The organism is Nocardia gipuzkoensis (assembly GCF_021183645.1).
Lineage (GTDB): Bacteria > Actinomycetota > Actinomycetes > Mycobacteriales > Mycobacteriaceae > Nocardia > Nocardia abscessus.
On record NZ_CP089225.1, the window covers coordinates 3,121,546 to 3,134,256 of the forward strand.

The window sequence follows — 12,711 nt, forward strand, 5'->3', positions numbered from 1 at the left end:
GTGAGCGAAACCAACATGATCGGTTGGGAGCAGGATTCGGACGGCATCGTCGTGCTGACGATGGACGACCCGAACCAGGGCGCCAACACGATGAACGAGCTGTACAAGAAGTCGATGACGGCCACCGTCGAACGGCTCGAGGCGGAGAAGGACACCATCACCGGTGTCGTGCTGACCTCCGCGAAGAAGACCTTCTTCGCCGGCGGCGACCTGAAGAACATGATGAAGGTCGGCCCGGACGACGCCCAGGCGCTGATGGACGAGCTCACCGAGATCAAGAGCGCCCTGCGTCGCCTGGAGCAGCTGGGCAAGCCGGTCGTCGCGGCCATCAACGGCGCCGCGCTCGGCGGCGGTCTGGAGATCGCGCTGGCCACCCATCACCGCATCGCGGCGGACGTACCGGGTTCGCAGATCGGTCTGCCCGAGGCGACCCTCGGCCTGCTGCCCGCGGGCGGCGGCATCATCCGCACCGTGCGCATGCTGGGCCTGCAGAACGCCCTGATGCAGGTGCTGCTGCAGGGCCAGCGCAACAAGCCGGCCAAGGCCAAGGAGATCGGCCTGATCGATGAGCTCGTCGGTTCGATCGAGGAGCTGGTCCCCGCGGCCAAGGCGTGGATCAAGGCCAACCCCGAGGGCGGCGTGCAGCCCTGGGACAAGAAGGGCTTCAAGATCCCCGGCGGCACCCCGTCCTCCCCGGCCTTCGCGGCGAACCTGCCCGCGTTCCCGGCCAACCTGCGCAAGCAGATCAAGGGTGCGAACATGCCGGCCCCGCGCGCCATCATGTCTGCCGCGGTCGAGGGCTCGCAGGTCGACATCGACAACGCGTCGCTGATCGAGTCGCGCTACTTCGTGCACCTGCTCACCGGCCCGGTCGCGAAGAACATGATCCAGGCGTTCTTCTTCGACCTGCAGACCATCAACAACGGTGGCTCGCGGCCGAAGGACGTGCCGAAGAAGGAGATCAAGAAGGTCGGCGTGCTCGGCGCGGGCATGATGGGCGCGGGCATCGCCTACGTCTCCGCCAAGGCCGGCTACGAGGTCGTGCTGAAGGACGTCTCGATCGAGGCGGCCGAGCGCGGCAAGAACTACTCGGAGAAGATCGAGGCCAAGGCGCTGTCCCGGGGCAAGACCACCGAGGAGAAGTCCAAGGCGCTGCTGGACCGGATCAAGCCGTCCGCGGACGCGGCCGACTTCGCCGGCGTCGACTTCGTCATCGAGGCCGTCTTCGAGAACACCGAGCTCAAGCACAAGGTGTTCCAGGAGATCGAGGACATCGTCACCCCCGACGCGCTGCTGGGCTCGAACACCTCCACCCTGCCGATCACCGGTCTGGCGACCGGCGTGAAGCGCCAGGAGGACTTCATCGGCATCCACTTCTTCTCGCCGGTCGACAAGATGCCGCTGGTGGAGATCATCAGGGGTGAGAAGACCTCGGACGAGGCGCTGGCCCGGGTGTTCGACTACACCCTCGCGATCAAGAAGACCCCGATCGTCGTCAACGACAGCCGCGGCTTCTTCACCTCGCGCGTGATCGGCACCTTCGTCAACGAGGCGATCGCCATGCTCAAGGAGGGCATCGAGCCCGCCACCATCGAGCAGGCCGGTCTGCAGGCGGGCTACCCGGCCGCGCCGCTGCAGCTGTCGGACGAGCTGAACATGAAGCTCATGCAGAAGATCGCCAAGGAGACCCTGGAGGCCGCCCAGGCGGGCGACACCACCCTGGGCGCCAAGCGGCACCCGGCGCAGGACGTCATCGACTACATGGTGTCCGAGGGTCGTCCGGGCCGTCTGGAGAAGGCGGGCTTCTACGAGTACGACGAGAACGGCAAGCGCACCGGCCTGTGGGAGGGCCTGCGCGAGCACTTCAAGACCACGGCGGACTTCGGCGTCCCGATCCAGGATCTGATCGACCGCATGCTGTTCGCCGAGGCGATCGAGACCCAGAAGTGCTTCGACGAGGGCGTGCTCACCTCCACCGCCGACGCCAACATCGGCTCCATCTTCGGCATCGGCTTCCCGGCCTGGACCGGTGGTGTGCACCAGTTCATCGTCGGCTACCCCGGTGGCCAGGAGGCCTTCGTGGAACGCGCCGACTACCTCGCCAAGACCTACGGCGAGCGCTTCGAGGTTCCGGCCTCGCTGCGTAAGTAATCTCGCGCCGTAATCAACGGCGAAGCCCGCCATCGCTTTTCGCGGTGGCGGGCTTCCGTCGTTTTCCGGCCCGTTCACCTTCGCGTCCGTTCGGCCGGATAGGTTGGCGTTCGTGCGGAGAAGTAGTCGTCATGTTCTGATCGCCGGTTGTGCCCTCGTGCTCGCCTCGGCCCCGGTGGCCGGCGCCGATCCAGCGGCGGCGCCCTCGGTGCGTTTGCTGAGTGAGCAAGTGATCGCATCGGGCCTGGACTTCGACGGCACCACCGTGGGTGGCCTGTCCGGGATCGACTACTCGGCACGCACCGGTGAATTCGTGCTGATCAGCGACGATCGGTCGAACAAGAACCCCGCGCGGTACTACACCGCGCGGATCGAGGTCGGCGAGCGCGGAGCTGGGCCCATGACGTTCACCAGCACCCGGCCGCTGCTGACCGCGACGGGCGCCGCCTACGCGCCGATGTCGGTGGATCCCGAGGAGATCCGCGTCGACCCGTGGACCGGCGACTACTACTGGACGCAGGAAGGCGAGCGGGACGGCGCGGTTCTCGCGGACCCCTCGGTGCGGATCGCGCACCCGGACGGCTCGTACGCCGGTGAGCTGCCGATCCCGGAGAACGAACGCATGCGTCCCGGTGCGGGTCCCCGGCAGAATCAGGGATTGGAGGCGGCGGCCTTCCTCGCTGCGGGCGCGTTGTTCGTGACCGCCACGGAAGGACCGCTGCTGCCGGACGGCCCGGCGGCGACCACGACGAGTGGCGCGGTCGCGCGGATCACCGTTCAGGCCCGATCCGGCCCCCTGCTCGCCCAGTACGCGTATCCGATGGAGCCGGTCTTCACCGAGTCGCGCCCCGAGCCCGGCCGCGGAGGAACCGGGATCGCTTCCCTTCTGGCCGCCGATCCGCTGGACCCCACGAAAGTTCTTGTGTTGGAACGGTCCTTTTCATATGACGCGGGCAACAAGATCCGTATCTACGAGGCTGATCTGAGCGCCGCGACCAATGTCCTCGATAGCCCGATCGGCGCGGCGCGTCCGGTGGCGAAACGGTTGCTGGTCGATCTCGACGATGTGGGGCTCTCCATCATCGACAATGTGGAGGGCATGACCTGGGGGCCCCGGCTGCCTTCCGGCGAACGCACCCTGGTTCTGGTCAGCGACGACAATTTCGACAGCGACCAGGTCACCCAGGTGATCACCCTCGCCGTCGCGTAGGTCCTCGGCGTAGCCCCCGGTCGAGTAGTCGAACAGCCACCTCGTGCGGTCCGGTCGATCGGTCGCCGAACAACGCTCTGACGGCGTTCCCGTGATCGGGCGCTGAGCGGCGCGAAACGCGCGGACCGCGGACACGAGCCGTCCTGTTCCGAAAGATCTCCCGCGTGCTCGCGCACCGCGCTACGTTGGAGTATGCGCAGACATATCGGACACCCGCGTCCGGGGTCGGCGCGGAGTTGGTCGCCGATGTCGCCGATTCGATGTGAGTTCGAGGTGATCACATGAATCCACAGACGCGTTCGGGCCGGGTGCGCCCCGAATCCCCTGCGGCCGAATCGCATACGCAGCGTCTGACGCCGATCGCCATCGCCGACGAACTCGAGGCGATGGGCCTGTCGGGTGCGGTGGAGATCGGCCGGGGCGGGTTCGGGGTGGTGTATCGCTGCATCCAGACCGCATTGGACCGGGTGGTCGCGGTGAAGGTGCTCTCGTCGGAGATCGACCCGGAGAGCCGGGAACGGTTCCTGCGCGAGGAACAAGCCATGGGCAGGCTGTCCGGCCATCCGAACATCGTCGACATCCTGCAGGTGGACGTGACGGAGACCGGGATGCCCCTGATCGTCATGCCGTTCTGCACCCATGGGTCGCTGGAAAAGCTGATCCGTGATCAAGGCCCGTTGACTTGGGCGGACTCGCTGCGAGCCGGGGTCAAGCTGGCGGGCGCGATCGAGAGCGCGCACCGCGCCCGGATCCTGCACCGCGACGTGAAACCGGCCAATGTCCTGCTCAGCGGCTATGGCGAGCCGCAGTTGACCGATTTCGGCATCGCCCGCATTCCGGGCGGGTTCCAAACCTCCAGCAGCTTGATCACCGGGTCGCCCGCGTTCACCGCGCCGGAGGTGCTCAAAGGCGACGAGCCGACCATCCGCTCCGATGTCTACGGCCTCGGCTCGACGTTGTTCGCCTTGCTGACCGGGCACGCGGCCTTCGAGCGGCAAGCGGGTGAGCGGGTGGTCGCGCAGTTCCTGCGGATCACCACGCAGCCGGTGCCGGACCTGCGCGAACAGGACATTCCGCCGGATGTGGCGACCGTCATCGAACACGCCATGTCGCCGAGTCCGCGGGATCGCCCGGCCAGCGCCTACGAGTTCGGCGAGATGCTGCGCGCGGTGCAGCGCGACCACGATCAGCTGCCGGACGAGATGGCGCTGCTGGACACCACGCTGGAGGCCGAAGCGACGACTCCGACCGCCGTCGGCGAGCCGACCGCCGCGTGGACGGGCTCCCGTGCGGCCGTCACCGCGCGGCGCAGCTGGCCGTTGACGCTGCGGCCCGCCGTCTCGCAGCATCCGTCGACGTTGCCGCCGACGGCCGTGACCAAATTCCGTCCACCTACGCCCACCCGGGAGCCGATACCGCGGCCGCGTCTGCTGGACATCCTGCGCGGGGGTGGTCGACGCAGGCTGGCGGTGATCCATGCCCCGGCGGGGTTCGGCAAGAGCACGCTTGCCGCGCAGTGGCGCGCCGCGATCGCCGAAGACGACGCCGTGATCGCCTGGATCGGTGTCGACCGCGACGACGACAACGAGATCTGGTTCCTGGCCCACCTGATCCAGGCGATCCGCCGGGTGCATCCGGAGGTCGGCGACGGGCTGGGCCAGGTGCTGGAGGAACGGCCCGCCGATGCCGCCGCGTTCGTGATCCCCACGCTCATCGACGAGATCCACGCGGCGGGCAAGACGGTCGTGGTGATCGTCGAGGACTGGCATCGGATCACCGACGCGGGCGCGCATCGCGCGATGGAAGCCCTGCTGGACAACGGCTGCCACCATCTGCGTTTCGTCGTGACCAGCCGGGAGCAGTCCGGCCTGCCGACGAGCCGGATGCGCGTGCACGACGAACTGGTGGAGATCGGCTCGGCCGCGCTGCGCCTGACCGAGACGGAAACCCGCCAGATCCTCGTGGACCGCAACGGATTCGACCTGACCCCCGAGCAGGTGGCCGAGATCCACACCGCCACCGACGGCTGGCCCGCCGCCATCCAGCTGGTCGGCCTGTCGCTGCGCGGCAACGCCGATCCCGCCCAGCTGATCGCCACGCTCTCGGAGGGCAACCACGGCATCCGCGAGTACCTCGCCGAGAACGTGCTGGACACCCTGGAACCGAGGATGCTCGAGTTCCTGATGTCGATCGCGGTGACCGAGCGGGTGTGCGGCTCGCTCGCCGCGGCGCTGTCGGAGGAGCCGGAGGCCGAACAGCTGCTCGAGCAGGCCGAGCAACGCGAGCTGTTCCTGCGGCGCATCGCGCACGATCCGGAGTGGTTCCGGATGCAGCCGCTGTTCGCCGAGCATCTGCGGACCCGGCTCGATCGCGTCCACCCGGGGAAGCTGAAGTCGCTGCACCGCAAGGCGTCTCGCTGGTATGCCGAGCATCAGCTGCTGCGCAAGTCGGTCGACCACGCGCTGGCCGCGACCGACCTGAAGATGGCGCTGGACCTGCTCGAGAGCGGCGGGATGGATCTGATCGACGGTTCCCGGCTCGCCACCCTGCTGGGCAGCGTGTCGAAATTGCCGATGCAGCAGGTGGCCTCGCGCTCGAAGCTGCTGATGGCGGTGGCCAGGGCGAACGTCAACCTGCAGCAGTCCGGCGCGGCGCGCAACGCGCTGGGCAGACTGTCCAACATCCTGGCCCGCGGCTCATCCGGCGACGCCGACGTGCGCGTGCAGCGCTGCCAGGCGGCGGTGCTCGCCGCTTCCGACCAGATCGCGCGCGACCATACCGAGGGCGTCTGCGCTCGGGTGGCCGACTGCCTGCAGCAGCCGGACGACCTACCCGCGTGGACGGTCTCGACCGCCGCGAACCTGGCCACCTTCGTGCGCCTGTGCGAGTTCGACTTCGAGGGCGCGAGGAAGATGCAGGACTGGGCCGAGGAGTACCACGAGCGCTCCAAGGACCCGCTCGGCATGGTCTTCGGCCGCTGCGGCCGAGGCGCGGCAGCCTACGAGCAGCTCGACGTCGCCGCCGCCACCCACAGCTTCCAGCAGGCGTGGGAGTCGGCGCGCGAGCGCTCCGGCCCGCGCTCGCACGCGGTGCGCGTGGCCGCCGCGCTGCTCGGCGAAATGAATTACCGCCGAGGGGATCTGGATGCCGCCGACCGGCTGCTGGACGAGAGTCACGAGCTGGTCACCCGGATCGGCCCGGTCGACTTCCTGATCTCCACCTTCGTGGTCGGCGCCCGGGTCAAGGCGGTCCGTGGCGACCTGTACACCGCCGCCACCCGGCTGGAGGAGGGCGCGCGCATCGCCGCCGACAACCGGCTGACCCGGCTGGCCGCGCATATCAGGGCCGAACGGCTGCGCCTCGGCATGCCGCCGGAGGTCGCGGATCGCCGGTACACCGATCCCAGCGAGTCCACGCCGCTCCAGGCCGGGCATCGGCTGAGCGGCGCCGCCCTGCTCACCGCCGAAGCCGAGGAACTCGCCGCGATCCGCGCGCTGCTCACCGAACACCGGCTCGGCTCCGACGACCGGGCGGTGCGCCGCGCCCGCGCGCTGCACGACCACACCCGCGACAAGCACCGCCCGCGCGCGCAGTTGGACGCCGCGCTGCTGCTCGCAGAATGCTTGGCCGCGGCAGGCTGGGTCGGCGAGGCGACCAACCTGCTGCTGCCCTCCCTCGCGACCTGCGCCGACCTCGGCTGGACCAGGCCACTGCTGGACGCGGGCCCCGGCGTGGTCGGCATCCTGCGCGTGCTGCGCGCCGATCTGCCCGCTCCGCTACAGGTCGGCGACACCGAACTGCCCGCCCGGTTCCTGGACGAGCTCCTGGACGGGGCGGGCAGTCAGGTCTTCTGAAGGAGCCGGGTTACGGCTGCCACCACGGCCGCAACGGCACGGTCCAGTCGCCGTCGGCGGGCAGTTTGACGCCGAGCACCTGGTGCAGCTGAACCACGTTGCGCTGGAAGCCGAGGCGGCACCCCGCCATGTACAGGCCCCACACCTTCGCGGTGCCCTCGCCGACCTCCGCGACGCAGGCGTCCCAGTTGGCGACCAGGTTCTTGCACCATTCGTGCAGCGTCAGGGCGTAGTGCTCGCGCAGGTTCTCCTCGTGCAGCACCTCGAGCCCGATGTTCTGGATCTCGGAGATGATCCGGCCGGAACCGATCAGCTCGCCGTCCGGGAACACGTAGCGGTCGATGAAATCGCCCGCCTTGGTGGTGCGGGTGTTGTCCGGGCGGGTGATGCAGTGGTTCAGGAACAGGCCGCCGTCGCGCAGCTTGCCCTTGATGAAGTCGAAATAGAACGGGTAGTTGTGCACCCCGATGTGCTCGGTGAGCCCGATCGAGGACACCGCGTCGAACTCGCCCTCGGGGACGTCGCGGTAGTCGGAATGGCGCACCTCCGCCAGATCGGCGAGGCCTTCCTCGGCGATCTTCTTCCGGGCCCAGTCCGCCTGCTCGGCCGAGAGCGTCGCGCCGATCACCTTGACGCCACGCTTGGCCGCGTAGCGCACCATGCCGCCCCATCCGCAGCCGATGTCGAGCAGCCGGTCGCCTTCCTTCAGCCGCAGCTTGTCGAACACCAGGCGGTACTTGTTCTCCTGCGCCTGCTCCAGCGACCAGCTCTCGTCGCCGTAGGTCGCGCAGGTGTAGGTCATCGATGGGCCGAGGACATACTCGTAGAAGGTGTTCGAGACGTCGTAGTGATGATGGATCGCCTCCGCGTCGCGGGTCTTGGAGTGGCGCAGGCCCTCGAAGGCGATGCGCCGCCAGCGCGGCAGGGTCTCCTGGGGCGGTGGTGGGACCGGCTTGAGCCGCTCCCAGCCGAGCGAGCGCGCGATGGTCACCAGGGCCAGCGCGGACGGACGGCGGAACTTCAGCCCGTCCATCGCCTTCAGGACTTCGTACGGATCGCCCGGGTGCACGCCGGTGACGGTCATGTCGCCTGCGATGTAGGCGCGGGCCATGCCCAGGTCGCCGGGGGCGGTCGCGAGATAGTTGATGCCGCGCGGCGTCCGGATGTCCAGCGCGTACTGCGAATCCTCCGGTCCGGTCGCGCTGCCGTCGTAGGCCGTCAACCGGATCGGGACTTCGCCCTCGACGAGGGTCTCGAAGATCTCGGCAATGCTGAGCTTGGTCCCGAGATCGGCGAAGACATCGGAGCGGTCCTTGAATGTCGTCATTTACGTTGCACCGCCTTCGAATACAAATCCAGCAGGCGCTGGTTCGGGTCGTAGCGTTTCTTCAGTTCGGTGTAGGTGTTTCCGCCGTAGAGCGCCGCGAACTCATCCTTGCCGTAGTAGGAATCCGAGTACAGCGACTTATGACCGTCGAAGTCGGTCACCGTGTGTTCGATGGCGCGGTTGGCCGCGCCTTCTTGCTGCCCGGGGGCGGTGGGCACGGCCGACCAGAATCCGACATTGACGTAGGTTCGGTCCGGCTCCAGGGGGTACAGCGGCCAAGGGCGGCCGCCCGGCCGGTCCGCCTCGCCGGTGTCGCGCAAACGCAGCGGGCACAGCCAGATCGGCTCGATCGGGATCTCGCGCAGAAACCATTCCGCGAAGTCGGCGGTGCGATCCACCGGTACCTCGATGTCCTGCACGACCCGCTCCCGTGGCGGATTGCCCTTGCGGGCCTCCAGTTTGTCGCCGATGCCGTATCTGCGGTCCAGCGCTACGAGTTTCCAATAGAAACTGCTGCGGCGGTAACGTTTCGGCCAGAACCGGCGGATCTTCGGGTTCTGCGTGCCGAACGCGCGGGAGCACCAGAACCAGTCGGTGTCCCAGCGCCACAGGTAGTCGTGGATGGTCAGGTGGTCGCGCCGGGGCTCGGCGCCGTCGTGCTGGATGGACCGGTAGTAGATGTCCATCCCGGTGTAGTCGCTGACCGGGCCCGGCTCGTCGGTCCGGCGGCCCAGCGTCAGGTAGCTCTCGTCGGCGGAGAACACGACGCCGTCGAGGTAGTCGACTCGCTCACCCGCGTAGGTCCGGTCGGTGACGATCGCGGCGAGGGTCGACTCCAGCTCCCGCAGATCGTGAAACCGCAGGTGCCGCAGGGCGACGTACGGCTGGACTTCCTCCAGCTCGATCTTCAGCCGGACGGTATAGCCCAGCGTGCCGTAGGAGTTCGGGAAACCGCGGAACAGATCGGCGTACTCGTTGCCCGGCGTCACCGTGAGGATCTCGCCCGCGCCGGTCAGCACGTCCATTTCCAGCACGGACTCGTGCGGTAGGCCGCTGCGGAACGAGGTGGACTCGATGCCGAGACCGGTGACCGCGCCGCCCAGGGTGATCGTCTTGAGCTGCGGAACGACCAGTGGCGCCAGCCCGTACGGGAGGGTGGCGGCCACCAGCTCCTCGTAGGTGGTCATGCCCGCCACGTCGGCGGTCTTGGCGACCGGGTCCACCGCGATGACGCGGGTCAATCCGGAGACGTCGAGGCCGGGCGCGGTGTTCTCGGCCCTGGCGCGGAAAAGGTTCGAGGTTTTCTTCGCCAACCGGACGTTGGCATGCTCGGGTATCGCGCGGTAACTCGCCAATAGGCGGTCCACGCCCGCTCGATGCGCGGCAAATCCTGATTCGCGTGCGGCCGGTGCGTGTCCGGCCTTCCCCAACAGACTCACTGCCACCCCTCGACGCTAGTACGGACGATACGCCTGGGCCACCGCGCGGCCACAGTGGCGGAGAAATGTCACGCATATGTTGCGAAAAGGAATACCGAATTGTCCGGAGGCGTTTGCCACACGCCGACGCCCTCCGCGTTTTCCCGCGGCATGGACAGGGCAGGATGGACATCCGTCGAGACACCGCATCCGGACAAGGAGCTCATTGTGGGACAGGTCAGCGCCAGCAGTTCGATCGACGTGACGGCGGATCCGCAGCGCACGCTGGCGGCCATCGCCGACTACGACACCGTGCGTCCGCGCATTCTCACGTCGCATTACCGCGACTACAAGGTGGTCGAAGGGGGCAAGGGCGCGGGCACCGTCGCCGAGTGGACGCTGCAGGCGACCGAGAAGCGCTCGCGCAACGTGCACGCCGTCGTTTCGGTGTCGGATTCCATTGTCACCGAGCGCGACTCCAATTCGACGCTGGTGAACACCTGGACCGTCACCCCGGAGGGCGCCGGCGCGCGGGTCACGCTGCGCACCACCTGGCAGGGCGCGGGCGGCGTCGCGGGCATCTTCGAGGGCATCTTCGCGCCGCTGGGCCTGAAGAAGATCCAAGCCGAGGTGCTCGCGAATCTGCAGCGCGAACTGGCCTGATCGCAGGATCGCGACGACGGTCCGGTGCGGGCCGTCGTCGCGGTCGGCTTTCGCCGCGCGGTCTACTCGGCCGCGATGTCGAAGAGGTTCCCTTCCGGGTCGGCCAGCGTCGTCCACTTCGTGCCCCACTCGTCGAAATCGCCGACGTGCTTCGCGCCGAGTTCGATCGCACGTCCGACCTGCTCGTCCCGGTCGGATGCGTGCAGGTCCAGATGGATGACGTTCTTGCCCGGATTCTTGTCGGGTACCCGGATGAACATCAGCACCGGCGTGGCGCCCGCGGTGCGGCCGACGGTCGCGAACTCCGGGCTGGGGTCGGGGTCCACGGGAGTCTCCAGCAACCGCGACCAGAATTCGGCGATGGTGCCCGCGTTCTCGCAATCGATGGTGACGTGGGCGATCGAGAGCGTCATGGATATCTCCTTGTTCACGGCTGGGCGATGGGCCAGCACACTTCGGTCCGGTAGGTGGCCGGGTCGTCGGACTTGTCCGGACCCAGCAGGTACAGCTCGCGGATGGGCTCCGACAGCGCGACGTCGTGCTCGGCGACATGACTGCCCAGCGCGCCGTAGGTGCGGTCGAAATCGTCGAACGGGCCGTCGTGCACGGTGACCGCGAAACGGCGCGCGGGTAGTTCGACGACGGAAAGCGCTGCGGGCAGGGCGATGCCGGGGTCGGCGACCGGGACGAACACGACCACTTCGCCCTCGTCCTCTTCGAAGAAGTCGGTGCCGTAGGTGGCCCCGCCGGCCCCCGCGGGTGCGACGCCTGCCGCGTCGAGGGCTTCGTACAGCGCCTGGAACGCCGTCGCGCACCACTCGCCGATGTGCTCGCGCGCCACCACCGCACGGCGGGCCGCGGCCGGGAACGCCGGAACCACGCGATACTCCACAGTGATCGGGGCCGAGGGAGTCAGCAGCGAACGCAACGACGTCACCACCGCGCGGGTACGGATCAGCTCCGCCTCCATGCGTTCCAGATGCGCGCGCAGCGCGGTGTCGCGGGCGCTGTCGTCCGGCGCGGTGAGCACGGCGCGGATCTCCTGGACCGGCATGTCCAATTCGCGCAGCCGCCGAATCAGCTGGGCTTGTGCCACCTGCGCCGTCGAGTACCGCCGATAGCCGGAACCCGCGTCGATATCGACCGGGGCGAGCAGGTCGATCTCGTGGTAGTAGCGCAGCGTCTTCACACTGAGGTGGCTCAGCCTGGAGAACTCCCCGATGGGGACGGTCGCTGTCATGGCATCAGCCAACACCCTCCAGTGACGGGAGGGTCAACGGCGTCCGATGTTCAGCCGAGCGCGAAGGTCAGCAGCAGGGTGGTCTGGAACGCGCCGCGCCACCACGAGTAGCCGAACCAGACACCGGGGGTGACCTCGCGGATCTCGTCGTAGACCGGCGGCGTCGGGGAGGGCGTGTAGTCGAGGGCCCAGGCGGGCCGCCCGTCGGTCAGGGCGGGCGAGGCGTAGACGTCGGCGCGCCAGCCCTCGACGCCCGCGCCGGTGAGGCGGTTCATCAGGTATCCGCCGTCCGGACCGGTGTAGAAGGTCTTGCCGATCCACAGCGGGGGCGCCACAGCCTGCATGACCGGCGGGCGAGTCACCCAACCCGCTTTCACGCCGGTGGGAACGGCGCCCAGCGGCGCGTCGCGGAAGATGGCGTCCTGCTGTTCGGCCGAGCAGCGGAAACGCAGCGAGTCGATGGTCGCGGCCTTGTCGTCCGGGTAGAGAACGCAGCCGCTCCCGTAATCGGCGACGGCCGGTGTGGTCTCGGCATCGATCACCTCTGTCGCGTCGATGATCTCCGTATCCGCGGACACCGGACCGGTGCCGAGAAACAGGCCCGGGACCCCGAGCGTGAGCACCAGCGTGCTCGAGAAACGTGCACGGACTGCGATCATCATTGTCTCCAGATTTGCACACCGGTCTCGACCCGGTGTCGATGGTAAGGAACTCTCGGGCGATCTCCATCGGAACTACCCAACCTGTTATCAGCCATGCGCCGCGCGTCGGACCGTCGGGCCGCGCCGGAAGCACGGTGTGGCAGGACTAGGCTGGCCGATGACACCTTCTCCAGAGAGGACCCTCCC

Annotated in this window: 9 protein-coding genes; 4 read left to right on the forward strand and 5 right to left on the reverse strand. The window is 68.2% G+C overall.

Annotated features, from left to right (window positions below; all coding sequences use genetic code 11):
• The 3 genes from LTT66_RS14130 to LTT66_RS14140 all read left to right on the forward strand — a co-directional run bounded on the left by LTT66_RS14130 (position 1) and on the right by LTT66_RS14140 (position 7,215).
• Positions 1–2,151: a 3-hydroxyacyl-CoA dehydrogenase NAD-binding domain-containing protein gene (locus tag LTT66_RS14130; protein WP_269822011.1), complete on the forward strand. Its 2,151-nt coding sequence runs from the start codon at positions 1–3 to the stop codon at positions 2,149–2,151.
• Positions 2,152–2,263: 112 nt separating this feature from the next.
• Positions 2,264–3,361, forward strand: a complete 1,098-nt coding sequence (locus LTT66_RS14135; RefSeq protein WP_233067518.1) for an esterase-like activity of phytase family protein — start codon at positions 2,264–2,266, stop codon at positions 3,359–3,361.
• A gap of 281 nt (positions 3,362–3,642) precedes the next feature.
• Positions 3,643–7,215, forward strand: a complete 3,573-nt coding sequence (locus LTT66_RS14140; protein ID WP_233067520.1) for a serine/threonine-protein kinase — start codon at positions 3,643–3,645, stop codon at positions 7,213–7,215.
• A gap of 10 nt (positions 7,216–7,225) precedes the next feature.
• Here LTT66_RS14140 and LTT66_RS14145 read toward each other — a convergent pair whose 3' ends face one another.
• Together LTT66_RS14145 and LTT66_RS14150 are read right to left on the reverse strand one after the other, a co-directional pair.
• Positions 7,226–8,542, reverse strand: coding sequence for a class I SAM-dependent methyltransferase (locus LTT66_RS14145; RefSeq protein ID WP_233067523.1), 1,317 nt, complete (start codon positions 8,540–8,542; stop codon positions 7,226–7,228).
• Positions 8,539–9,981 (reverse strand): FAD-binding oxidoreductase, encoded by a 1,443-nt coding sequence (locus LTT66_RS14150; protein ID WP_233069236.1) that lies wholly within the window; start codon positions 9,979–9,981, stop codon positions 8,539–8,541. The genes LTT66_RS14145 and LTT66_RS14150 overlap by 4 nt, the downstream gene beginning before the upstream one ends.
• 207 nt (positions 9,982–10,188) lie before the next feature.
• On the opposite strand from LTT66_RS14150, the gene LTT66_RS14155 reads away from it, so the two are divergent.
• Positions 10,189–10,623 carry an SRPBCC family protein gene (locus LTT66_RS14155; protein ID WP_233067525.1) on the forward strand — a complete coding sequence of 145 codons (435 nt, stop codon included), beginning with the start codon at positions 10,189–10,191 and terminating at the stop codon, positions 10,621–10,623.
• 62 nt (positions 10,624–10,685) lie between these two features.
• Here LTT66_RS14155 and LTT66_RS14160 read toward each other — a convergent pair whose 3' ends face one another.
• From LTT66_RS14160 to LTT66_RS14170, 3 genes are read right to left on the reverse strand one after another with little or no spacing between them, the layout of a single operon-like run.
• On the reverse strand, positions 10,686–11,036 hold the full coding sequence (locus tag LTT66_RS14160; protein WP_233067527.1) for a VOC family protein: 351 nt from the start codon (positions 11,034–11,036) through the stop codon (positions 10,686–10,688).
• A gap of 14 nt (positions 11,037–11,050) precedes the next feature.
• Complete coding sequence (locus LTT66_RS14165) at positions 11,051–11,863, reverse strand: MerR family transcriptional regulator (protein ID WP_233067530.1); 813 nt, start codon at positions 11,861–11,863, stop codon at positions 11,051–11,053.
• Positions 11,864–11,913: 50 nt separating this feature from the next.
• On the reverse strand, positions 11,914–12,525 hold the full coding sequence (locus LTT66_RS14170; RefSeq protein WP_233067532.1) for a hypothetical protein: 612 nt from the start codon (positions 12,523–12,525) through the stop codon (positions 11,914–11,916).
• Between the last annotated feature and the right edge of the window lie 186 nt (positions 12,526–12,711).

Bases quoted from the DNA above. Each gene is read 5' to 3' on its own strand.
- LTT66_RS14160 (WP_233067527.1), bottom strand. From the start codon at position 11,036: ATGACGCTCTCGATCGCCCACGTCACCATCGATTGCGAGAACGCGGGC.
- LTT66_RS14170 (WP_233067532.1), bottom strand. From the start codon at position 12,525: ATGATGATCGCAGTCCGTGCACGTTTCTCGAGCACGCTGGTGCTCACG.
- LTT66_RS14165 (WP_233067530.1), bottom strand. From the start codon at position 11,863: ATGACAGCGACCGTCCCCATCGGGGAGTTCTCCAGGCTGAGCCACCTC.
- LTT66_RS14145 (WP_233067523.1), bottom strand. From the start codon at position 8,542: ATGACGACATTCAAGGACCGCTCCGATGTCTTCGCCGATCTCGGGACC.
- LTT66_RS14140 (WP_233067520.1), top strand. From the start codon at position 3,643: ATGAATCCACAGACGCGTTCGGGCCGGGTGCGCCCCGAATCCCCTGCG.